This window comes from Blautia caccae (genome assembly GCF_040095955.1).
GTDB classification, from domain to species: domain Bacteria; phylum Bacillota; class Clostridia; order Lachnospirales; family Lachnospiraceae; genus Blautia; species Blautia celeris.
Genome location: NZ_JBBMFP010000022.1, coordinates 1 through 23,688, shown reverse-complemented (window position 1 = coordinate 23,688; position 23,688 = coordinate 1). Strand labels below are relative to the sequence as shown.

Here is a 23,688-nt window from a genome sequence, read left to right as displayed (position 1 = left end):
CGATATGGATGCATATATAGCTCTGGATTTGGAGACCACAGGCCTGTCCCCAAAATCGGACAGAATACTGGAAATAGGTGCCGCCAGGGTGGTAAACGGAGTGGTTGTGGACAGTTACAGCACCCTCATTGATCCGGAAAGGGTGATTCCCGGGAGGATCACAGAGCTGACCGGAATCACGCAGGATATGGTAAAGGGCATGCCGAAGATAAAGGACGCGGTCCCGGGGCTTGTGGCATTCTGCGGGGAGCTGCCGCTTCTGGGCCATAATATTATGTTTGACTACAGCTTTATAAAACACAGCGCAGTCAATAACGGATTTACTTTTGAAAAAGAGGGAATTGATACTCTGAAGATTTCCAGGGCGCTGCTTGCAGATCTTCCGAGCCGCAGTCTCCAAAGCCTCCGGCTCCACTATGAAATACCACAGGAAAATGCCCACAGGGCTCTGGATGACGCGCTGACGGCACATCTTCTCTACCGGAGACTGAAAAGCGAATACGGTGAGGAGAATTCGGAGCTTTTTGCGCCGAAAATACTGAATTATAAGGTGAAAAAGCAGGGGCCGGCCACACCGGCACAAAAACGCCACTTGCAGGAATTAGTAAAATATCATAGAATAGAGCTTAGCACAGAAGTGGAGAGCCTGACTAAAAATGAAGCCTCCCGACTGATAGATACCATTTTAGGGTCTTATGGAAAGATTATGAGGTGATATGACAATGATGAATATGAACAATAATAAGGTAAAGCGCGTGGTAGCAGGCATTGTGGCGGGAATTCTGGTTCTGGCTATGGTACTTCCCATGGCATTGTCCTTTTTAAGCTGACAGACAGAGAGGACAGAAACATGAAGATAGGAAAATTACCGGAACCGGTGCTGATCCGTTCCGTTTTAAAAGAAGTACAACATAGAAGGCCGGAGGTCCTGGTTGGTCCTGCGGTTGGCCAGGACTGCGCAGTCCTGGAGCCGGCCAAAGGGGATGTGCTGGTATTCTCCTCCGACCCCATCACCGGTACCATCAAGGATATGGGCAGCCACAGCGTGCATGTCACAGCCAATGACCTGGCAGCTTCAGGGGCAGAGCCTCTGGGGATCATGGTGACCATTCTTCTGACTCCCGAGACAGAGGAGGCACAGTTAAAAGAGATGATGCGCGGCCTGGAGTCAGCCTGTGAAGAGCTGAATATCGAGGTTATGGGGGGACACACAGAGATCACGGATGTGGTGAAGCAGCCGCTCATTTCCATCACAGGTGTGGGCAGGATAAAAAAAGAGGAGGTTCTTACAACCTCCGCCGCCAAACCGGGACAGGATGTTGTCATAACGAAATGGATCGGTCTGGAGGGCACATCCATTGCGGCAAAAGAGAAAGAGAAGAAGCTGCTGGAGCGCTTTGCACCTTCTTTTGTGGAGACAGCAAAGAGGTTTGACCGGTATCTCTCCGTGGTACCGGAGGCAAAAATTGCTAAGGCATGGGGTGTATCAGCCATGCATGATATTACGGAGGGCGGCGTGTTCGGCGCACTCTGGGAGATGGGCAGCGGCTCAGGCACAGGTCTTGATATTGATCTGAAGAAGATACCCATCCGGCAGGAAACTGTGGAGGTGTGTGAGGTACTGGGTCTGAATCCCTATATACTCATGTCCAGCGGTTCTATGCTGATCACAACAGATGACGGATTCGGTCTGGTCAGAAAGCTGGAACAGGCGGGAATCCACGCTGCAGTTGTGGGAAAAGTCACAGACAGCAATGATAGGATCCTCAGAAACGGCGAGGATACCAGATACCTGGACAAACCCCAGAGCGATGAGCTCTATAAAATATATCTTGGATAAAAATCCGCAGGCCGGCTGAAATAAGGTTACTGTTCACTGCGTGCCCAGCAACACGCTTCGCGATGCACAGATATAGAGCATTATGCTCTATATCGCGCTGGCTGCCTCGGGATTTTCATGCCTTCGGCCTGAAAACACCTCCCGGGACAGTGGCTGTGAACAGTAACGAAATAAGGTTCTGGAAAAAAGAGGCGTAATGATATGGCAAAATTAAACATTGTACTTTTTGAGCCGGAGATCCCGGCAAATACAGGGAATATCGGAAGAACCTGTGTGGCCACAGGCACCAGGCTGCATCTGATCGAGCCTTTGGGATTTAAATTGAATGAGAAGGCAATCAGACGTGCGGGAATGGATTACTGGAAGGACCTGGATGTGACCACTTATATTAACTATCAGGACTTTCTGGAGCGCAATCCCGGGGCGAAAATTTACATGGCTACAACAAAAGGCCCTCAGACGTATGTGGATGTCCGTTATGAGGAGGACTGTTACATTATGTTCGGCAAGGAAAGTGCCGGTATTCCGGAGGAGATTCTTCTGGATAACCAGGAGACAGCAATCCGTATCCCTATGATCGGCAATATCCGTTCCCTGAATCTGGCCAATTCTGTTGCCATTGTGCTGTATGAGGCGCTGCGGCAGAATCACTTTGACCATATGCAGTTAGAAGGGCATCTGACAAAGTATGACTGGAAGTAAATAGAATATTCCGTGAAAAACGGTGAGAAAACAGAAGACGGCAGACAGACGGTACCGGCCAAAAACCCGGTTCCGGCTGTCTGCCGTTTTTTAATTTTTATTTTCTGTCCCTTTGGAGAGGGTGAAGATAAATTCCGTACCCACACCTTCTGTGCTTATGACATTGATGTGCTGGTTGTGGGAGTTGATGATCTCCTTCACAATGGAGAGCCCAAGACCGGTGCCTTTTCTGTCTTTTCCTCTTGAAGGATCTGTCTTGTAGAAACGGTCCCAGATTTTTGGGAGGCTGCTTTTGGGTATGCCGCAGCCCGAGTCCTTGACAGAGACAAATACGGTCTCATGCTTTATGGTGGTCTCCACCTTGATGATGGAATCCGGCGGGCTGAATTTGCTGGCATTGTCAATCAGGTTGTAGAGAACCTGCTGTATTTTACCCATATCCGCGGATACATACAGGGTCTGCCCGGTGAGCAGCAGTTCAATGGAAATGCGTTTTTCACGGCAGATGCCCTCAAAGGCGGCGGCGGTAGTCTTGATGGTATTGTTGATATCAAAGTTTGTATATTCCAGCATTCTGCCCTTTTCGTCCATGTCGTTCAGGGTGAGGAGGCTCTGGGTCAGTTTGTACAGGCGGTCTGTCTCGTACACCACGATGTTCAGATATTTATTCTGAAGCTCAGGCGGAATCGTGCCGTCCAGGATGGCTTCCGTGTAACCTTTGATGGAAGTCAGGGGGGAGCGGAAGTCATGGGATACATTGGAGACAAATTTTCGCTGGTATTCCCCTGTCTTGTCAAGCTCATCGGACATGTAATTCAGGGTCAGAGCCAGATAGCCCATCTCATCCCTTGTGTACACCGGGATATTGTGCTTCAGGTTACCGGAGGCAAACTGATCAGCTCCTGCGATGATCTTCTTCAGCGGGCGGTAGACCATGAAGGAAAATACAGCCAGCATGAGCAGCATGATCAGAAGTAGGATCAGGATCAGAAGATAGATAATATTCATCACATCGTTCTCCTGCTCCTGCAGAATGGACATGGGAAGATGCATGGCCACATATCCCTGAATGGACATTTTCCAGGTGACAGGTACCATGACACTCAGATGATCCTCTGCAAACTGGTCGTAAAAACAGCCGATCTGGTAGTAGGAGCCGCTGGAGTGCCCGGGATTAAAATGCTCTATGGTCCTGGTCTCATCCTCAGAAAAATCATCGGATGTACTCAGGAGAATCTCACCCTGGGGACTGATCAGCCAAATCTCCGCATCCTGATAGATGGACAGGGTTTTCAGGTTCATGGCAACGCTGTCCAGAGTCGCCTGTTCCTGATAGTATTTGGAGGCTCTGTTCTCTGCGATGGAGGAAGCCTCCCGGTATAAATCTCCGCTGTAGACATCCTCCAGATGGTTCTCCACCATGGAGGGGCCTATCATGGAAACTGTGAAGAAACCGATAAACCCCAGAATCAGGAAGAATGCCACAAACTTGATATAAAGCGATTTTTTCATCCGTTTTTGACCTCGAATTTATAGCCGATACCCCATACGGTGCTGATGGACCAGGCGGGGTGGTCCTTTATTTTTTCCCTCAGACGTTTGATATGTACGTCCACGGTTCTTGTGTCCCCGATATACTCATATCCCCAGATATGGTCCAGGAGCTGTTCCCTTGTAAAGACCTGATTGGGGGAGGCAGCCAGGAAATACAGAAGCTCCAGTTCTTTTGGCGGCATATCCACCTGTTTTCCGTAATATACAACAGAATAGTTGGTCAGGTTGATAGCCAGGTCAGGATACTCCACGTATTTGCCTGAGGGCTGGTTTCCCGGAGCCACAGTGGGCTGGTAGCGGCGGAGGACAGCCTTCACCCTTGCAACCAGTTCCTTGGAGTCAAAGGGTTTGATCATATAGTCATCCGCGCCCAGTTCCAGTCCCAGGACCTTGTCGAAAATCTCCCCTTTTGCGGAGAGCATAATGATAGGAACATTGGATTTGTGGCGGATTTCCCGGCAGACCTGATAGCCATCCATTCCGGGAAGCATTAAATCCAGTAAAATGAGGTTAGGGCCGAAGGAGGCAAATGCCTTCAGCGCCTCCTCACCGTCATTGACAATCATGGTGTCAAAGCATTCCTTGGTGAGGTACAGAGAGATAAGCTCTGCAATGTTGTTGTCGTCGTCAACGATCAGTATTTTCTGTTTCGCAGCCATGATATACCCCCTATGGTTTATTTCTTGAATTCTACGATGGTGACTCCGGCGTCCCCTTCGCCGAATTCAGCCAGATGATAGTCCTTTACATATTTCAGGCGTTTGAGGTAGTTGTGGATGCCTTTCCGCAGGGCGCCTGTGCCCTTGCCGTGGACAACGCGGACACTGTTTAAATGTGCCAGGTATGCGTCATCCAGGTATTTGTCCAGCTCAGCCACAGCTTCGTCCACGGTCTTGCCGAGCAGATTGATCTCTGTGCTGACTGAGGCGGATTTGTTCATCTTTATCTTGCCGGCGCCTGTTCTTGAAAGTGCCGGGCCGGTGATGACCGGTTCGTCCAGAAGCTGCAGATCGGAAATGTGTACCCTGGAGCGCAGGATGCCCATCTGTACAAAGAGCATGCCCTTGGCATCGGGCTTGGAGCTTACGGTTCCCTTTACATTCATACTCAGAACCTTGACGGAATCGCCCAGGGACAGATCCTGGGGGCGGAGCGTGGATGCTTTTTTGGGAGGTGTCTTAAGCGCCACCTTTTTGCCTGCGGAATCCATTTTTTTACGCAGTTCGGAGCGTCTCTGTTCCAGTTCTTTTGCGGAGAGGGTTTCCTTTCCGGCTTTATTGAAGACTTTCATAGTCTGGTCAGCGTATTCCTTGGCTTCCCGAAGAACACGGTGTGCCTCCTCATTGGCATCCGCCAGGATGCGCTCTTTCCGCTGTTCCAGTTTATCCTGTTTTTCCTCCAACTGGGCTTTGAGGGCCTTGATCTCCTCTTTGTAGGAGGCGATCTCTTCCCGCTCAGTCTCAATGGTGATGCGGCTCTGTTCCAGGCTGGTCAGTACATCCTCAAAGGATTCGTCCTCCTGGCTGATCTGTTCTCTGGCGCGGTCAATGATATATTCCGGCAGTCCCAGCTTGCCTGAAATGGCAAATGCGTTGCTCTTTCCGGGAACGCCGATGAGCAGGCGGTAAGTGGGACGCAGGGTCTCCACATCAAATTCACAGGAAGCATTCTCCACGCCGGGGGTGGAGAGGGCATAGACCTTTAATTCACTGTAGTGGGTGGTTGCCATAACGCGCACACCGCGGTCATGGAGGGAGGAGAGAATGGCAATTGCCAGAGCCGCGCCCTCTGTGGGGTCTGTGCCGGCGCCCAGCTCATCAAAGAGCACCAGGGAATCTTTATCCGCTTTTTCAATAAAATGCACCACATTGGTCATGTGGGAGGAGAAGGTACTGAGGCTCTGTTCAATGCTCTGTTCATCCCCGATATCCGCGTAAACTTCCTTGAAAACGCTGAGACGGGAATTATCAAAGGCAGGTATATGAAGGCCTGACTGTCCCATCAGGGTCAATAATCCGACGGTCTTTAAGGAGACGGTTTTACCACCCGTGTTTGGACCTGTGACTACCAGCAGATCAAAGGATTCGCCCAGGCGCACATCGATGGGAACCACCTGATGCTTTTCGATAAGCGGGTGGCGGGCCTTCTTGATATCAATGATTCCCTCCCGGTTAAATACCGGTTCTGAGGCATTTTGGGATTTGGCCAACAGGGCGCGGGCAAAGATGAAATCCAGTTCCACCATAATTTTCAGGTTGTCATCTATAAGTTCCAGATTTCCGGCAGCCAGTTCGCTTAAGTTTGACAGCACGATCTCAATTTCCTGCTGTTCTTTTATTTCCAGTTCCCTCAGGTCGTTGTTCAGCTTTACAACCGCCATGGGTTCCACGAAAATGGTGGAGCCGGTGGAGGACTGGTCATGGATCATGCCGGGCACCTGGCCTTTGTGCTCTGCCTTTACAGGAATACAGTAGCGGCCGTTGCGCATGGTGATCACCGCATCCTGGAGATAGGAGCGGGAACCGCCGTTTACAATGGAATTTAACTGGCTGTGGATCTTGTCATTGGTATTTTTCATGGAGCGGCGCACCTGGCGCAGTCCGGGACTTGCGTCATCAGCAATCTCCTCCTCGGAGAGAATACAGCGCCGGATCTCTGCAGACAGAGGAGTCAGGGGCTGTAAAACCTCAAACATGCCGTCCAGGGAGTCTGTGCGCTCGTCCTCATTCTCTTTTCTGGAGTAGGCTTTGGCACGGTTTGTATTTTCCAGAAGAGAGCAGATGGCCAGCAGTTCGCCGGCGCCTAAGGTACTTCCCACCTCCAGGCGTTTCAGAGAGCCGCGGACATCCTTCACTCCGCCGAAAGACAGGCTGCCCTTCTGATAGATACGGGCCAGAGCATCTGCGGTTTCCTGCTGCATGACCTCAATCTTACCGATCTCATCCAGAGGAGTCAGTTCCCGGCAGAGTGCCTTCCCCATGGAACAGGTGGCAAAGCTCTCCAGCTGTTCTATGATTTTATAATATTCCAGAGTTCGTAATGCTTTTTCATTCATAAAATTCACCTTTTTAAGTATCTGATTAATATGTCCGGTTCTGTCACGGCATAATTTCGCCATGATACAGATACCCTTATTCTAACGCATATCGGGCGGAAAGAAAAGGGACTTTTTGAGGGCAGCAGGAAATAATTTTCGCCTTCTTCATAAATTGTTCACATATATCTGGTAAAATAATTAAAAGTTTATGGCATCTTTTACAGAGCGGCAGGAGATGTGTTATGGATGATGAAAAAAAAGAAGATTTAAGGCACGAGGATGAAAAGCAGGAACAGGACACCGGAGCAGATAATTACGAGTTCCTGAAAGAGACAATCAAAGAGCGCCCTATTGATAAAAAAAAGCTGGCCAGGCACGCCGGCTTTCTTGCAGCCGGAGGGGTTCTTTTCGGCCTTGCGGCTGCGCTGACATTTGCCTATGTGGAACCCAAGATAGAGAAAAACGTACAGAGCAAAGAGGTTCCCTATGTAAACATTCCGGGAGACGAAGAGCCGGGAACCCAGGAGGAGCAGAATCCCCAGGACAATGGGCAGTCAGAGCAGCAGGCAGCAGATGAATCCGCTGAGGACAGCCAGGCAGCTCATGCGGAATCCAGGGAGATCACACTGGATGATTACAAGAACCTGTACACTGAGATTCTGAAGCAGGCGGAAGAGCCAAAGAAGGCCATGGTGACGGTGATCGGCAGCAAGAAGGATGAGGACTGGTTTCAGACACCTTATGAAAACCAGATATCAGGTCTGATCGTTGCGGATAACGGGCAGGAGATGTTTATACTCACAGAGTACAGAATCGTGGAAAATGTGGACCGGATACAGGTGGTATTCTGCGATGGGAGCGTGGTGGATGCCAGGTTCCAGAAAGCGGATAAGAATACGGGATTTGCCATCCTGAAGGTTCCCGTGTCCGACATCTCAGCAGAGACAAAGGAAAAGATCATAACAGCGCCTCTGGGCAATTCATACGGATTAAATCAGGGAGAACCTGTTATTGCAATTGGAAGCCCGATGGGGTATAGTGATTCTATAGCTTATGGAGTGGTGACTTCGACCACCAATTCGGTGTCTAAAGTGGACGCGGAGTACGGCATTCTCACAACCGATATAGTGGGGAGCGGAGACGGAAGCGGGATTCTTGTGAATCTGAAAGGGGAAGTTGTGGGTGTGATAGCCCAGTCTTTCGCCAAGGCCGACACAAAGAATATCATCACCGGTCTGTCCATATCCCAGACAAAGGATCTGATTGAAAATCTGTCCAACAATAAGGATATCGTTTATATGGGAGTCACCGGGCAGACGATCACCTCAGAGATTTCCGAGAAGAAAGGCATCCCCAAAGGTGTCTTCGTAGAAGGTGTGGAGATAGATTCACCGGCCATGCAGGCCGATATCCGCAATGCGGATGTGATCGTGGAGGTCAACAAAGAAAAGGTGGAGACAGTAAAAGGCTATCAGCAGCAGCTAAAATCCTGCAAAGCCGGTTCTGTCATAGAAGTCAAGGCAATGCGCCAGGGAACCGAAGGCTATGTGGAAGTTACTTTTGAAGTGACTTTGGGGGCATTATAAAAAGAAAGGATTCTGTGTGAAACAGACACACAGAACCGGCAGCGGCATGCATTTTACCGCGCCGGTGGTTGAAATATGAGATTTATCAATGAACTGCACGAAGGCGAAAAGTTAGCGGGAATTTATCTGTGCAAACATAAGCAGCCGGCAGTCACAAAAAACGGAAAACCCTATGAAAATGTGATTTTACAGGACAAGACAGGCACGATAGACGCAAAGATCTGGGACCCTAATTCGCTGGGGATTGATGATTTTGATACCTTGGACTACGTGGATGTTGTGGGAGATGTGACCAGCTTCCAGGGATCTCTGCAGGTGAGCATCAAGCGGGCCCGCAAGGCATCTGAGGGAGAATACGAGCCGGGAAATTATCTTCCGGTCAGTGATAAAAGCGTGGAGGCCATGTATGGCGAGCTTCTGAATTTCGTAAGCCGGGTGAAGAATATTTATCTTTCCCGTCTTCTGCACAGCTTTTTTGCGGAAGATGAGGCGTTTATCAGGGCATTCAAGGGGAATTCCGCTGCAAAAACCGTGCATCATGGATTTATCGGTGGACTTTTGGAGCATACTCTGAGTGTAGTGAAGCTCTGCAGCTATTACTGCAGTACATATCCCATTCTCAATGAAGACCTGCTGATCACAGCAGCCATGCTTCATGATATCGGCAAGACCAAGGAACTCAGCCCGTTTCCCATGAATGACTATACGGATGACGGACAGCTTCTGGGACATATTATGATCGGGGCGGAGATGCTCCACGATAAGGCCCGGGAAATCCCGGGATTTCCAGAGAAGCTGGAGAGCGAGCTGAAACACTGTATTCTGGCCCATCACGGCGAACTGGAATACGGATCACCGAAAAAACCTGCGCTTGCAGAGGCAGTGGCACTGAACCTTGCGGATAATACGGATGCCAAGATGGAGACATTGACGGAAATCTTCCGTGCAGCAGGGGAAAATAAGGAATGGCTGGGATATAACCGGCTGTTTGAGTCCAATTTGAGAAAAAGCGGCTGTGAAGAATAACAGGAACAGAATATTTAGGTAGAAAAAGGGGAGCGGCAGTCAGCCATAAGGCAGAAGCCACTCCCTTTTTGGACGAAAGCAGACAGTGAAAAGTTTTCGGATGGAAGGAAGAGAGAGATGGAATTTAAGAAGAATGATATGGTCACAGTGAAAATAGAAGACATGAGCCATGACGGTTCCGGCATTGGAAAAGCGGACGGGTATACCCTTTTTATCAAAGACGCAGTGATCGGTGACGAGGTGGAAGCCAAGATCATGAAGACAAAAAAGAATTATGGATTTGCCCGCCTCATGAACGTCCTGGTCCCATCCCCTGACCGCACCGAACCAAAATGCCCGAAGGCCAGGGCATGCGGGGGATGTCAGCTTCAGTTTCTCAGCTATGAAAAACAGTTGGAATTCAAGAAAAACAAGGTGGAAGGCAACCTGCGCCGTATCGGAGGCTTCCGGGATTTTTCCATAGAAAAGGTAATGGGAATGGAGAATCCCTGGAGATATAGGAATAAGGCCCAGTTTCCCTTTGGAAAAGACAAAGACGGCAACATTGTGACAGGATTCTACGCAGGCAGGACCCATGCGATTATCCCAAACAGAAACTGTTATCTGGGAGTGGAGGAAAATGAGGAGATATTAAACCTTATCATCGAATACATGGAAGAGAACCATGTGGAGCCTTACCATGAGGAGACCGGGAAAGGCCTTGTCCGCCATGCACTGATCCGTTACGGTTTTACCACAAAGGAGATCATGGTATGTCTGATCATCAACGGGGACAGCCTTCCGAAAAAGGACAGACTCATTGAGCGGCTTGTAAAAATTCCGGGAATGACCAGCATTACGGCCAATGTGAACAAGAAGCGCAGCAATGTGATCTTAGGGGAGAAGATACTTCCGCTGTGGGGACAGGGATATATTACGGACTACATCGGTAATGTAAAATACCAGATTTCCCCCCTCTCCTTTTACCAGGTCAATCCGGTGCAGACTGTGAAGCTGTATGAGACAGCGCTTGCATACGCAGGCCTTACGGGAAATGAGACAGTCTGGGATCTGTACTGCGGGATTGGGACCATTTCCCTTTTTCTGGCACAGAAGGCTAAGCAGGTGTACGGTGTGGAGATCGTTCCGGCGGCCATAGAGGATGCAGAGAAAAATGCAGAGTTGAACGGAATTGAAAATGCAGAGTTTTATGTGGGGAAAGCAGAGGAGGTTCTGCCTAGGGAATATAAAGAGAAGGGGATTTATGCGGATGTTATCGTGGTGGACCCTCCAAGGAAAGGCTGCGATGAGGAACTGCTGTCAACCATGCTGGCTATGAGACCGGAGCGGATCGTGTATGTGAGCTGCGATTCCTCTACACTGGCAAGGGATCTGAAGATTTTGTGCAGTGAGGAGTATCGGCTTGAGAGGGTGGCGGTTTGTGATATGTTTCCGGCTTCCGTGCATGTGGAAACCGTTTGTTTGCTTTCGCGGAAATCCAGCTGAATTAAAGGCTTTCGGCGTTTACCAGCAGATATAGAATTGTGTTTTTCTGTTCGAATGGACAGATATATATTCCCTTGTATCGATCATCAGCCGCATCCGTAAAAAATTTGCTCTTATGCGCTCCGTAGGAATGTCGCAGAAGCAGCTTACAAGGATGATATGCTGCGAAGAACTGATCGTTGTTGCGGCCGGATTGGTTTTATCCATTTTGGCAGGCGGTGGTATGGGATTTATTTTGTGCGGATTTTTGAAGCAGGAATTGATGACGTATTTAAAGTATCAATTTCCGGTTGGCATTCTTTTGATCTATTGTATCGTTGTCCTTTTATGCTCACTGGCAATCACTAAAGGAGTATTAAGACGCCAGAGGATATCCCCACAGATAGATCTTTTAAGAGGATGAGGGAGAGGGGCACCAGTTTACGGATGAACCACAGGCAATCTGGATAGTAAGACCAGCGCCGGTGTATTGGGACTGATTCAGAGAACAGGCCATAGGCCACAGCAGTAAGGACAGAGTATAAAATAAATATTAAATATTCCCCATACCTTCTATTTGCATCACCTTTATGGTAAAATATAGATATTCCAAAAGAAAGAAGGTATGTCAATTATGGAAAAAGAAGTATTGGATTTTGTTGTTGGGAAAACACACGATTTAATGAATGCGGCATCATGCAGCAGTGAGGCAAAGACAGCAGCTCAGGCCTGGCTGGATGCACTCGGAACGGAAAATGAGGCAGAAGAAACGAAAAAATACATTGCTGAGCTGGAAGCCGATATTATGCCCATTGACGGCTTGATCGCTTTTGCAGAATCAGATGCCGGAGCACAGGTTTTCGGAGCTGATGCTGCGAAGAACGTTGCAGCACACGCGAAGGAGATCAAAGCAGCCGGAGCAAAATACTGTGACTGCCCGGCATGTGCAGCCGCTGAAGCGATTCTCGAAAAGAAGGATATGATGCTTTAAGCAGTGACCGCATTTCACAGAATTACCGAAGGCGGGCAACACAGCCGGGAATATCAGATTGACAGCCAATACATTTTTGACAGCCAATAATTTCAAAGAGCATCAGTCGGAGGCGATTGATGCTCTGATTTTTTGTATTTATCCCGTGGAGCCATGTCCCTGTAAATGGACAATATCATTTACAGGGGCATGGCTCTGTCTATATAAACATAAAAATACATTGACAAATATAACTGTAACAAATATAATTACATTAACAACATGAATTTATCTAACCTCAAAAGCAGCAGAGTGAGATTCATCCATTTGGGGAATAACAAAAAGGGGTGGGAAAATGGATCATAAAAAAGAGCAGCAAAAGCAGCAGGCAGCCCGGGCCGCGGCTGATTACATCAAAGAGGGCATGACGATCGGACTTGGTTCAGGTACGACCTCCCGTTATCTGATCCGGGAAGCAGGGAAAAGGTATGGGCAGGGACTTCACTTTTACGGAATCGCCACATCAAGGGATTCCGAGCAGCTGGCAGCGTCCCTTGGGATACCGCTTCTTGAACCGGAGCAGGCAGGGAAGATCCATCTGGCAATTGACGGCGTGGATGAGATAGACCGGGAGTTCAGAGCGGTCAAAGGAGGCGGCGGTGCTCTTTTGAGGGAGAAGATCATTGCCTCCTGGGCAGAGGAAGTCATCTGGATCATGGATGAGAGCAAGCTGGTGGAACGACTGGGAGCGTTTCCGTTTCCTGTGGAGACCGTTCCTTTTGGTATGCCCTTTGTAAAACGCAGAATCGCAGATATGGGAGCAGTCCCCATCCTGCGCATGGGAGATGGAAAATCGTATTTGACGGACAGCGGAAATTTTATACTGGATGTGCAGTTTGCCGAAAATACGGATATTTCCCAGGCGGCAGAGCAGATCCGCGATATGCCGGGAGTTGTGGAGACCGGGTACTTTGGACAGATGTGCAGCCGTATTGCGGCAGGTACTTCATCAGGGGTCAAAGTCATGGAAAACCCGCATAGAGCAGTTTAGGAAGAACAGCAGGTCAGGAGGCGGAAGACATGGGAATCACAAATGGATTTATAGGCACATATGCTTCTGAAAACAGCAGGGGCGTATACCGGTTTACATTCGACACAGACAGCGGGGCGTTAGGACAGCCGGAACTGTTCTATGAGGCAGGGGATGCGAAATGGGTTTCTCTGTACAAGAACACCATGGCAGTTCCCGTGGCAAAGGATAAGGCAGCAGGCACCTGTCTTTTAGACATATCAGAGGGGAAAGCGAAGGTTCTGGGAGAGGTTTTGGGGGAGACGCATACGCCCTGCTATATCCTTCAGGATGAAACTTACGTGTATACCGCAAACTATCATGAGGGTCTTGTCATGATATATGAAAAAAGGTTCGGGGAAAAGGATGCACTGTGTCCGGTAAAGAAGATTGCCATAGCACCCTTGGCAGGCTGCCATCAGATTTTATTTCATGGGCCGCTTATGCTTGTTTCCTGTCTGACACAAAACAGAATCCTGTACTTTGACAGAAAAAGGAATTTTGAAAAGGCCGGAGAGCTGCTTTTCCCGGAAAAGAGCGGACCCAGGCACGGGATATTTAACAGGACCCACAGTAGATTCTGGGTCGTCGGCGAGTGGAGCAATGAAGTATATTCCTTTGCGGTGAGGGAAGACAAGTTTCAGCTCCTGGAGGCGTTTCCCCTTCTTAAGAAGGAGGCAGGTGCGGCTGCGGCTGTCCGCTTATCTGGCGATGAACGTTTTCTGTATATCTCCCTGCGGGGAACCAATCAGATTGCTGTATTGTATGTGGGCGGGGAACGTATGGAACTGGTGGAGCGCGTTTCCAGCCAGGGAGAACATCCCCGAGATTTTATCCTCAGTGAGGACGGACAGTTTCTACTGGCAGTAAACAGGAACCGGGGTGGTCTTGTCAGTATGAAAAGGGACCTGAAAAGCGGAAAAATTGTAAAAATAACAGGACAGGCGGAAATTCCGGAAGGGGTTTCTGTAATACTGGAGGAAATATAAGGAGGCACACCATGCGGAAAACAGATATAGGAATCATAGGCCTGGCAGTGATGGGCAGAAGCCTGGCGCTGAACATGGCGGATCACGGCTTTCAGGTAGGAGGCTATAACAGAAGTAAAGAGGTGACGGAAGCTGTCATAAAGGAACATCCCCATAAAAATCTCATCCCATTTTATACTCTGAAAGATCTGGTGGGATCACAGGAACGCCCCAGAAAATTCATGATGATGGTAAAAGCGGGCAGACCTGTGGACGCAGTGATCGCCCAGTTGGAGCCTCTTCTGGAAGAAGGGGATATTCTCATTGACGGTGGAAATTCTTTTTTTGAAGACACCAGAAGACGAACAGAAGCACTTGGAAAAAAGGGCATCCACTATTTCGGCGTTGGTGTTTCCGGCGGGGAAAAGGGGGCGCGTTTCGGTCCGTCCATTATGCCGGGGGGGAATGCCCGGGCTTACCGGGAGATCGCGCCCATTCTGGAGGCGATCGCCGCAAAGGCCCAGGGTGAGCCCTGCTGCGCATACATGGGACCGGACGGTGCAGGCCATTATGTGAAAATGGTGCACAACGGAATCGAGTACGCGGATATGCAGCTCATCGCAGAGGCTTACCTGCTCTTAAAATACGCAGGCGGGTTTAACAATCAGGAGCTGGCAGAGGAATTTTCAAAATGGAATAAAGGAGAATTAAAAAGTTTCCTTATCGGCATTACAGCGGGCATCTTCGGGGAGGCAGACGATTTTTCAGAGGGACAGCTTGTGGATTACATTGTGGACAGTGCCGGGCAGAAAGGCACCGGAAGGTGGACAAGTCTGGAATCCCTGAAACAGGGCGTGAATGTGTCCATGATCACCGCGGCCTGCAATGCAAGGATTATGTCAAACCGGCTGGAACAGCGCGCCGAGGCGAAAAAAGTCATCCCGGGTCCCCAAATTACGGAGGCGGTGCCAAAAACAGACTCCCGGAAGGAGGCATTTGCAAATCTGGTCAGGGAAGGGCTTTATGCGGCCAAGATCGTGGCCTATGCACAGGGATTTGACCTGCTCTTTCATGCCTCCGCGGAATACGGATGGAATCTGGATTTCGGAAGGATCGCGGCTATATTCCGCGCCGGCTGTATTATCCAGGCAGAGTTTTTAAATGACATCACAAGAGCATTTGAGAAGAATCCGAAACTTAACAACCTGATCCTGGATGAATTTTTCCTGGATAAGATCAGCAGAAACCAGGATAGCCTGCGAAAAGTGCTTTCCTGCGGTATCCTGTCAGGCATTCCCATGCCGGCCATGAGCCAGGCCGCTGCTTATCTGGATGCATTCCGGGGAATGCCCGTGGGGGCCAATCTGATTCAGGCACAGAGGGACTGTTTTGGTGCCCATACCTATGAGCGGACTGACAGGGAAGGCACTTTCCACCATGAATGGGGGCAGGGATATGAATAAAAAACTTACGTTTACTATTTTCGGAGGGACCGGTGATCTGACGTTTCGAAAATTGCTTCCGGCACTCTACAATATGTCGGTTTCCAATAAAACAGAATCCGTGGGACAGGTGATCATCATCGGCAGAAGGGACTATACCAGTGAGCAGTACCGGATGATCGCCAGGGACTGGGTGGAAAAGTTTGCCCGCCTTCCCTACACGGAGCAGGATTATGACAGGCTGGCAGCAGGGATTTTCTACTATAAAATGGACTTTACAGATGAGGAGGCCTATGCACAGCTCAATGCATTTTATAAAGAGATGGAGGCAGGCAGCCATATTTTCTATTTTGCAGTAGCACCCAGATTTTTCTCTTCCATTGTGACAGGGCTTGTCCATGTGGAGCATGCCTGCCGGGGAAAAGTGGTGCTGGAGAAGCCCTTCGGTGAAAATCTGGCGGCAGCAAAAGAGCTGAACGAGAAAATGGAGCATTTCTTCCATCCGGATCATATTTACCGGATCGATCATTATCTGGGAAAGGAAATGGTGCGGAATATACAGACCATACGGTTTGCCAACCCTATTTTTTCAGGTGTGTGGGATGCAGAGCACATAGAATGCATACAGATTTCAGCCCTGGAGGAAGTGGGCGTGGAGACCAGGGGCGGATACTATGACCACAGCGGAGCCATGAAGGATATGGTGCAGAATCATCTGTTTCAGATACTTTCCATTGTAGCCATGGAACAGCCCGGGGAACTGATGCTGGCAGGAGAGGAGATGCACAGGGAACAGATCCGTGTGCTGTCCTCCCTGCATACGCCGGAAAATATTGAGGACAGTCTGGTCCTGGGGCAGTACAGGGGATACCGGGAAGAGAAAGCGGTGGCAGAGGATTCCGTGACCGAGACCTATGCTGCCCTGAAGGTCTTTCTGGATAATGACAGATGGAGGGGCATGCCTTTTTACATTCGTACCGGAAAGAAGCTGGGACATCGGGAGATGCAGGTCCTTGTGGTATTTAAATCCGCCGCGCCTCAGGTGGAGTCTAATATTTTGAACATTAAGATACAGCCCACAGAGGGCGTTTATCTGCAGTTCAATATTAAAAAGCCCGGCGAGGAGGATGAGATTGCCCAGGCAAAAATGGATTTCTGCCAGAGCTGTTCCTTCATCAACCAGATGAACACACCGGAAGCATATGAGAGGCTGCTGGGTGCCTGTGTCAGAGGAGAGCGGTTCTGGTTCTCCCAGTGGGATCAGATCGAGGCGAGCTGGAAATATGTAGATGACATACGGAAGAGGTATCATGAAAAGAATCTTCCCGTCTATGAATATGAACCGGGGACTTATGGTCCTGGCGCAGCGGAAAAAATGCTGGAGATGTCAGGGGATTTCTGGCTGGATTGAGAAGTGTCTTTGGAAGCAGGTCTATCCAATATATGATTGGGATATTCATATGTAAAGGCGGCACCTAACTAAGGTGTCCGCCTTCAAATACAGGGGCATTTGTCCGCCCCGCGATCAGTTTTCTGTGAGCCTTTCGTATCTTTTCCTGATAAATGGTCAGAAGTCCGGGAAATTCTTTCCACTTTTCCAAATCCGCGTTTTGAGATAATTTTTCTTCCAGCAGATAGGCCTGGATGACCAGATGGTAATAGAGCTGGGAGTCCATGGATTCGGAGCGGCATATTTTATCCAGAAGTTCCGTGACGGATTTATATTTTTTCCATAACTGCCTCGTTGCTTTGGCGCGGCTGTAAGGGAGGATAATGCAGTTCAATATATAGGCCGCGGCTGCTCCTGCCAGAATGTAGCCAAGCCGGATCAGGAACATACTGCCCACAGCCTGAAAACCGAAACTGCCCATAAAGACAGCGCCTCCCAGGGCACCTATGGTGGAGCAGGCGAAGGTTTCCCTGTAATCCGTAAAATAAAAGGACAGGTATCCCGAGAGCATCATGGCAGCCGTCCGTCCGGCTGGGGACGGGATCAGAGAATAGATCACAACAGATAAGATACCGCCGGTTATGGTGGCGAGTATACGCTTTTTCATTTTGGCGGGAACATCGTCTGCGTAGGGCAGGGAGACAGAGGCCAGGGTAAACAGAAGCCATTTGCCGTGAGGCAGGCCGAGATACTGTACAAGCAGGGTGGCGCAGGACAAAACAAGCGCGGTACGGAAGGCATAGACGGCTCTTACAGGGCTCAGATCAAGCGCTGCCTGCAGACGCACCTTAAAGGAGAGGGCGGTTTTCCTGTAATGTGTTTTGTTCAGCGGGTCAGTCATGTGCAGGAGTCTGTCCTGTGTATACTGCAGGGTGCTGCGGAACAGACGGTCTGTTTTACTGTCTCCGCTGTCAGGAAAATCAGAGAAAACGGGGAGAGGAAGTTTTACGGTATCCCTCTGCAGAAAGGCGCGGAAGGATTTAAGCTGGTCAGAGGTGTACAGCAGAATCGCCGTTTCCCGGTCAGACAGTTTCTCCGGCAGTTCATGGACCAGCATCAGCAGGTGTTCCAGTCCACGTCCCGCGGCGATCATGGAGAAGCTGGCGTCGGACACACACATGACTTTTTTCCTGCGCTCGTATACGGTTCTGCCGAGACGGCAGAGCTTGCTGCGAATATCCGCAGGATTCGGTTCCTCCTCTGTCTCGCCCAGCCGATTGGCAATGAGTAGAGAGATGTCATCGATCATTTCAGTCAGCACATCTTTTGCAGTCTCCACCACTCTTTTTCTTCCCATGATCCACTGATACAGCATAATAGACACAGCGCCGGCTGCCATACCCAGCATTCTTTTCGGAAGCTGCGGTGCATTTACCGGAGAAATAAATATAAGGAATAAATAAGATAAAATATAAGGAAAATATATATGATTTGAATATTCATATGTAAAAGCATACAAAATTACCAATAATGTGATAAAATTAATGACAAAGGACAGAGGAGCGGGTAATGTGCTGACCCAGAATGCGGCAGCCGCCATCCAGACAAGTACCAGCGCCTGAATGAAAAGATGCCGGAAGGGTGTGGCAGTCAGGTCACGCACCATGGAGGCTGACATCATGATGGTAAAGATGACACCCACAATGGAGTTTTCGGGGCCGAATAAAATTTGAAATATGTTCACATAGAAAATGATGAAGATAAAACTCAGTGTGCTGAAACGAAAGTTATCTTTTATCACATTCGTTATGTTCCGTTTACTTTTTGACATATATGTCTGCGTCTCCTTTTCTGATTCTTTTAACGTGTAAAAACTGCTGTTACAAAATCAATATATATTGTAATATAAATATGATAGTCATATTTTGTTTACTAATTTATTAGAATAGCACGATTCCATATATTTGTCAACGGGGAGAAAAAGGATGAAGACTGAAAAGATATCGGAACAATTTGTTCAAAATCTGCTGCTTGTGATGCCTAACTGGCATGCCAAGCTGATCAAACCATTTAAGGACACACTGAACCGGGAGATGAGCCTGGAAACCTATTACTGTCTGGAAACCGTGAAGAGGTGCGGTGCCATTACCATGACAAATCTGGCCCGGGAACTGAAAGTGCCCAAGCAGCAGGTCACCAAGCTGATCGACAAGCTGAGTGAATATCAGTTCGTGGAGCGTGTGAGCAATGAGAGGGACAGAAGGTCTGTCCGGATTCAGCTTACGCCGAAGGCCTCCGCTTATCTGGATGAGTATTATCTGAAAAACAGGGTCTTTATACAGATGCTGGAGGAGCAGCTTACAGAAGAGGAGCTGCAGCGGCTGAATGAAGCCGCTCGGGTTCTGAATGAGATACTTCCTAAGTTGAAATAACGGCATTTCCCCTAAATGCAACCGCCGGATGCGGGATTATACACAGGGATTGCTGGCACGCAACTGCCGTTTATGATACTGGCGGTGGCCACAGCCGCTGCGATCATGGTCTGTCTGCGCCACAGAAACAGGCACGGCGCCGATTCACGGCAGTGATCATTAAGGGATATTTTTACGGGCAGGTTCTGCGGTTCTAACCGAATCGGCAAAACCTGCCTTTTGTGATTTTTTGTAACCATTTTGGAAGAACAGGTACTAATTAGAAGAGGGGGTGGGAATATGCAGGAATTTCAGGAACTGTACGAAAAATATAGCCGGTATGTCTACCACTTTTTGCTGAAACTCACCAACTCCAATGCGGACCTGGCAGATGAACTGACCCAGGAGACCTTTTTTCAGGTATACCTTTCACTTCCGAAATACAAAGGAGATTCCGGTATTCTCACCTGGATCTGCGGAATTGCGAAAAATGTCTGCCGCAGATATTATAAGAAGAATCCTGTCACAGTGGAGTTTTCGGGGATTGAATCTGAGCTTTTAAAGGGTGGTGGATTTCCGGGCATGGAGGAGAAAGCGGAACAGAGGGAGCTGTATACCCGTGCGGTGCAGGAAATCATGGAAATGAAAGGAAAATACAGGGAGGTACTGATTTACCGCCTGTTTTTTGATATGTCCTTTCACGAGATTGCTGAGATCATGGGGATAAAGGAAAATTCAGCGAAAGTGATTTATCACCGGGGGAAAAATATGATCCGCGGTAGAATGGAGGAATATGGGGATGACAGATAAAAGTTTTTGTCCGGCGGTTAAGGATTTGCTGCCCCTCTATGAAGACGGGGCTTTGAGCCGGGAGACAGAGGAACTGGTCAGCGGACATTTGAGGCAGTGCGGGGCGTGCAGGGCGTATTATGAAGAGATGAAGGGAGTGGAGCCCGACCGGGAGGAGGAAACTGAAGAGAGGATGCGGTACCGAAAGATTGCAAAGCGCATCCATCACAGACGCTTAGGGGCCGCAGGTCTTGTCCTTTTGTTATGTATGGGTATTTTTATTGTAACAACCAGCATGTTTCAGAGAGCTATTGTCTCAGGGGACTGCATGGCGCCCACAGTCAGAGACCGGGAGACTTATATCATGAATAAATGGGCGTACAAAACGGGTGCACCATGCCGCAGGGATATCCTTGTATACGAGAGAGACGGAGTTTTCTATATCACCAGAGTGATCGGGCTTCCGGGAGAGCAGGTGGAGTTAAAACAGGGCAGCGTGTACATAGACGGCCGGTTATATGAGGAATCCGGAACGTATCCCGGGGACTGTTCCATGGAGCTGACAGAGCTTGGAGAAAATGAATATTTTGTGCTGGAGGATAATCGGCAGGCGGCAGACGGGAAAAATCATATAATCAGGAAAAGTGACATTGCCGGCAAAGTGATGGTCACACATTGAGGAGGGCAGATGAGAGAGATCATCAAATTGAATCAAATTTCAAAGGTATATAACCATAAACAGATCCTGGATCAGGTCGACCTGTCCATATACGAAGGGCAGTCCATTGCGTTTACGGGGCATAACGGCAGCGGAAAAAGCACCATGCTCAAAATTATCGCCGGGCTTGTAAGACCTTCCGGCGGGAAGGTGGTTTACAGGGAAAAACTGCTGTTTCACTACGTGCCGGAACGTTTTCCGAAGATGAATCTAACGGCATGGCAGTATCTGAAGAGAATGGGGGAGATAGACGGGATACCCGGGAAGGTTCTGGCGGACAGATGCGAAAAATTGTTTGCTGATTTTTTCCTGACGGAGATGGTACATACCTCCATGAAAGATCTGTCAAAGGGTACCTTGCAGAAGATTGGTGTAATACAGGCTCTTCTGCGGAGACCACAGGTGCTGCTGTTGGATGAGCCGCTGTCGGGACAGGATATGGATTCCCAGATGGTATTTATTCAGAAAATGAATGCCCTCAGAGCGGAAAAGGTAACGCTTCTCATGTCCTGCCATGAAAAATATCTGGTTGAAAGTCTGTCGGATACAGTAATGGCTGTGGGACACGGGCAGGTGAATGAGGTTGACATAACTGCAGGGCTTTTCGCCAAAGAATACATCCTGTGGTTTGAAAGACAGGAAAATGCTTCTTGGCCGGAAGAATACCGGCCGTATATCCAGATAGCGGGAAAGGGCTGCAGAGCAAGGATTCCGGAGCATGAGAGCAGCCGGATGATAGTGGAGATGATTCGGCACGGATGGAAACTGAGGGGGATGAGTGATGCGCAGGTTTAGCGGATTAGTAAAATATCAGATGCAGCAGTATTTCAGCACAAGCAGGTTTGCCATGCCCTTTGCTGTACTTATGATCTTACTGTACAGTATCTATTCCTCCAGACCTGTGGGGGTGGTGGACAGTCTGATGGTTTCCTGCGTATTTTTATTCCTGCTCATGGTGTGGATCGGGGTTACGGCCTGTGACATGGAACATGAGGTTTCAGAACAGATATTGATCCTGCGGGTACAGAGTGCCTGGAAATATTATAGCAGCCATGCATGTTTCCTGTTTCTGATTGGAATGATAAGCAGTGCCATAGCCATTCTCTTTCCTGTGATCATGGATCTGTGCAGCCGGGGGCAGCTTTTTGAACGGCCGCTTAAGGCGGCTGACCTGCTGTACGGTTTCCCGCTTATGTCCGTAAGTGCCTTTTTGGGAGGCGCGATGGGAGAAATCTCACATCCCGGATTGAACAGGAACAGGAAAACAGCCATCCTATTTACATTTCTGCTGGCAGTCACAGCGGTAACCAAGGCGGCCATACTGAAAAATGTTCCGGTGCTGGCTGTTCTTTTATGGGTGGTTCCTCCCATATCGGATGTGACGGCAATGTTCGCGGGGGAATCTTGTTTTTCTGTAAATAAATGCAGTACGGCATTTATTATTCTGCTCATATCTGGTATGATTTGGACAGCAGTAAAAATCATGGGACTGAAGAAAAAAGGATTTTAGGCGGCAGAAAGGAGAGCACTTTGAGGAAAACAGTATTATATATTGCGGAAAGTCTTGATGGGTTCATCGCGGCGCCGGACGGAGGTGTGGGCTGGCTGACAGAGCAGCATCCGGACGGCCTGGAGGAGGGCAGTTACCCGGAATTTATCAGGACCGTGGACACGGTGCTCATGGGATATACAACGTATCACCAGATCGTTACTGAGCTTTCACCGGACAAATGGGCCTATGAGGGGATGCATACCTGTGTGTTTACCCATAAGGAGATTCCGGATAAGCCGGGAATCTCTTTCACGGATGAAGCCCCCGAGGATCTTGTGGAGCGCCTGAAGGAGCAGCCGGGAAAGGATATCTGGATCTGCGGAGGAGCAGAGACAGCCGGTCAGTTGATTCGGAAGGACCGAATTGACTGTTACTGGATCACAGTGATTCCCGTGATTTTGGGAAAAGGCATCCGTCTGTTTGACGGGGAGAATCCGGAGCTGCAGCTTCGTTTTATTTCCGCTGAGAGTTATAACGGCATGACGGATCTGGTATACCGGAGGAGATAGGAAGAGGGCAAAAGAGGAGGATATAAGATGAAGGGATTTCAAAGGGAGGACAGGATGTTTTCCCTGTGCGGGCTGAACTGTATGCTGTGTCCGATGCAGATTGGCGGGTACTGCCCCGGCTGCGGAGGCGGCGAAGGAAATCAGTCCTGTGCCATTGCCAGATGCAGTCTGGAGCATGACAAAGTAGAATACTGTCACCAGTGCGGGGAATACCCCTGCAGCAGATATGACGGGATTGACGAATACGACAGTTTTATCACACACCGCCACATGAAAAGAGATATGCAGAAGGCAGAGGAGGCGGGAAGCAGGGCATACGGGGAAGAGCAGGCAGAGAAAGCGGAGATTTTAAGATATCTTTTGGAGCATTATAATGACGGAAGAAAGAAAAATTTTTACTGTGTGGCAGTGAATCTTCTGGAACTGCAGGATATCAGAAATGTGATGAAGGAAATTGCAGGTATAGAAGGCCTGGATGAGCTTTCGGAAAAAGAGAGAGCTTCCTTTGCGGCAAAACTTTTCCAGGCAGCAGCCGCCAAACAGGGGATAGAATTGAAACTGAAGAAAAAGCCGGCAAAGAAGAAGTGATATGATACCTCTTAAGTAGACAATGGAAATAACCAAAAGCTACTTAGGAGGTATTTTTATGTCCAAATCACCA

General features: G+C 49.0%; 23 protein-coding genes. 19 read left to right on the top strand and 4 right to left on the bottom strand.

What is annotated here, in order from left to right:
- The first annotated feature begins 4 nt into the window (after positions 1-4).
- From WMO65_RS20110 to WMO65_RS20100, 3 genes are all read left to right on the top strand, one after another.
- Complete coding sequence (locus tag WMO65_RS20110; RefSeq protein ID WP_033143108.1) at positions 5-715, top strand: 3'-5' exonuclease; 711 nt, start codon at positions 5-7, stop codon at positions 713-715.
- A 135-nt stretch (positions 716-850) separates the two neighbouring features.
- Entirely contained in the window at positions 851-1,840 is a 990-nt protein-coding gene (locus WMO65_RS20105; RefSeq protein ID WP_033143109.1) for an AIR synthase family protein, read from the top strand.
- 201 nt (positions 1,841-2,041) lie between these two features.
- Positions 2,042-2,542 carry a tRNA (cytidine(34)-2'-O)-methyltransferase gene (locus WMO65_RS20100; protein ID WP_033143110.1) on the top strand — a complete coding sequence of 167 codons (501 nt, stop codon included), beginning with the start codon at positions 2,042-2,044 and terminating at the stop codon, positions 2,540-2,542.
- 90 nt (positions 2,543-2,632) lie between these two features.
- Here WMO65_RS20100 and WMO65_RS20095 read toward each other — a convergent pair whose 3' ends face one another.
- The 3 genes from WMO65_RS20095 to WMO65_RS20085 are packed head-to-tail and all read right to left on the bottom strand — an operon-like array spanning position 2,633 to position 7,151.
- Entirely contained in the window at positions 2,633-4,054 is a 1,422-nt protein-coding gene (locus WMO65_RS20095) for a sensor histidine kinase (RefSeq protein ID WP_103732984.1), read from the bottom strand.
- Positions 4,051-4,755 carry a response regulator gene (locus WMO65_RS20090; protein ID WP_018592951.1) on the bottom strand — a complete coding sequence of 235 codons (705 nt, stop codon included), beginning with the start codon at positions 4,753-4,755 and terminating at the stop codon, positions 4,051-4,053. Before WMO65_RS20090 ends, WMO65_RS20095 begins: the two co-directional genes overlap by 4 nt.
- A 17-nt stretch (positions 4,756-4,772) precedes the next feature.
- Positions 4,773-7,151, bottom strand: coding sequence for an endonuclease MutS2 (locus WMO65_RS20085; protein WP_148392381.1), 2,379 nt, complete (start codon positions 7,149-7,151; stop codon positions 4,773-4,775).
- Positions 7,152-7,375: 224 nt separating this feature from the next.
- Here WMO65_RS20085 and WMO65_RS20080 point away from each other — a divergent pair, with 224 nt between their 5' ends.
- The 9 genes from WMO65_RS20080 (at position 7,376) to zwf (ending at position 17,069) form a co-directional block, all read left to right on the top strand.
- Entirely contained in the window at positions 7,376-8,719 is a 1,344-nt protein-coding gene (locus tag WMO65_RS20080; RefSeq protein WP_187370574.1) for a S1C family serine protease, read from the top strand.
- A gap of 75 nt (positions 8,720-8,794) precedes the next feature.
- Positions 8,795-9,745, top strand: coding sequence for a 3'-5' exoribonuclease YhaM family protein (locus WMO65_RS20075; protein ID WP_148392379.1), 951 nt, complete (start codon positions 8,795-8,797; stop codon positions 9,743-9,745).
- 117 nt (positions 9,746-9,862) lie between these two features.
- Positions 9,863-11,230, top strand: coding sequence for a 23S rRNA (uracil(1939)-C(5))-methyltransferase RlmD (gene rlmD, locus WMO65_RS20070; RefSeq protein ID WP_148392378.1), 1,368 nt, complete (start codon positions 9,863-9,865; stop codon positions 11,228-11,230).
- A 46-nt stretch (positions 11,231-11,276) separates the two neighbouring features.
- Positions 11,277-11,633, top strand: a complete 357-nt coding sequence (locus WMO65_RS26585; RefSeq protein WP_353964001.1) for an FtsX-like permease family protein — start codon at positions 11,277-11,279, stop codon at positions 11,631-11,633.
- 210 nt (positions 11,634-11,843) lie between these two features.
- On the top strand, positions 11,844-12,200 hold the full coding sequence (locus WMO65_RS20065; protein ID WP_148392374.1) for a molecular chaperone Hsp90: 357 nt from the start codon (positions 11,844-11,846) through the stop codon (positions 12,198-12,200).
- A gap of 334 nt (positions 12,201-12,534) precedes the next feature.
- A complete protein-coding gene (rpiA, locus tag WMO65_RS20060; RefSeq protein ID WP_148392372.1) occupies positions 12,535-13,230 on the top strand; it encodes a ribose-5-phosphate isomerase RpiA in 696 nt (231 codons plus the stop codon).
- A gap of 29 nt (positions 13,231-13,259) precedes the next feature.
- Positions 13,260-14,237, top strand: a complete 978-nt coding sequence (locus WMO65_RS20055; protein ID WP_148392370.1) for a beta-propeller fold lactonase family protein — start codon at positions 13,260-13,262, stop codon at positions 14,235-14,237.
- Between the two features lie 11 nt (positions 14,238-14,248).
- Positions 14,249-15,679, top strand: coding sequence for an NADP-dependent phosphogluconate dehydrogenase (gene gnd / locus WMO65_RS20050; RefSeq protein WP_148392368.1), 1,431 nt, complete (start codon positions 14,249-14,251; stop codon positions 15,677-15,679).
- Positions 15,672-17,069 carry a glucose-6-phosphate dehydrogenase gene (gene zwf / locus WMO65_RS20045; protein WP_103732586.1) on the top strand — a complete coding sequence of 466 codons (1,398 nt, stop codon included), beginning with the start codon at positions 15,672-15,674 and terminating at the stop codon, positions 17,067-17,069. Before gnd ends, zwf begins: the two co-directional genes overlap by 8 nt.
- 64 nt (positions 17,070-17,133) lie before the next feature.
- Here zwf and WMO65_RS20040 read toward each other — a convergent pair whose 3' ends face one another.
- Complete coding sequence (locus tag WMO65_RS20040; protein ID WP_148392366.1) at positions 17,134-18,879, bottom strand: FUSC family protein; 1,746 nt, start codon at positions 18,877-18,879, stop codon at positions 17,134-17,136.
- A 154-nt stretch (positions 18,880-19,033) separates the two neighbouring features.
- Between WMO65_RS20040 and WMO65_RS20035 the strand changes: the two genes are divergently transcribed.
- The 7 genes from WMO65_RS20035 to WMO65_RS20005 all read left to right on the top strand — a co-directional run bounded on the left by WMO65_RS20035 (position 19,034) and on the right by WMO65_RS20005 (position 23,615).
- Entirely contained in the window at positions 19,034-19,480 is a 447-nt protein-coding gene (locus tag WMO65_RS20035; protein WP_033140747.1) for a MarR family winged helix-turn-helix transcriptional regulator, read from the top strand.
- Between the two features lie 279 nt (positions 19,481-19,759).
- Positions 19,760-20,269, top strand: a complete 510-nt coding sequence (locus WMO65_RS20030; RefSeq protein WP_033140749.1) for an RNA polymerase sigma factor — start codon at positions 19,760-19,762, stop codon at positions 20,267-20,269.
- A complete protein-coding gene (gene lepB / locus WMO65_RS20025; RefSeq protein ID WP_187370572.1) occupies positions 20,259-20,927 on the top strand; it encodes a signal peptidase I in 669 nt (222 codons plus the stop codon). The genes WMO65_RS20030 and lepB overlap by 11 nt, the downstream gene beginning before the upstream one ends.
- Positions 20,928-20,936: 9 nt before the next feature.
- Entirely contained in the window at positions 20,937-21,761 is an 825-nt protein-coding gene (locus WMO65_RS20020) for an ATP-binding cassette domain-containing protein (RefSeq protein WP_148392363.1), read from the top strand.
- The gene (locus tag WMO65_RS20015; protein ID WP_148392361.1) at positions 21,748-22,476 is read left to right on the top strand and encodes a hypothetical protein; all 729 of its coding nucleotides are present in this window, start codon (positions 21,748-21,750) and stop codon (positions 22,474-22,476) included. Before WMO65_RS20020 ends, WMO65_RS20015 begins: the two co-directional genes overlap by 14 nt.
- Before the next feature lie 20 nt (positions 22,477-22,496).
- Positions 22,497-23,027 (top strand): dihydrofolate reductase family protein, encoded by a 531-nt coding sequence (locus tag WMO65_RS20010; RefSeq protein ID WP_148392359.1) that lies wholly within the window; start codon positions 22,497-22,499, stop codon positions 23,025-23,027.
- 27 nt (positions 23,028-23,054) lie between these two features.
- Positions 23,055-23,615 carry a DUF3795 domain-containing protein gene (locus tag WMO65_RS20005; RefSeq protein WP_148392357.1) on the top strand — a complete coding sequence of 187 codons (561 nt, stop codon included), beginning with the start codon at positions 23,055-23,057 and terminating at the stop codon, positions 23,613-23,615.
- The last annotated feature ends 73 nt before the right edge of the window (positions 23,616-23,688 follow it).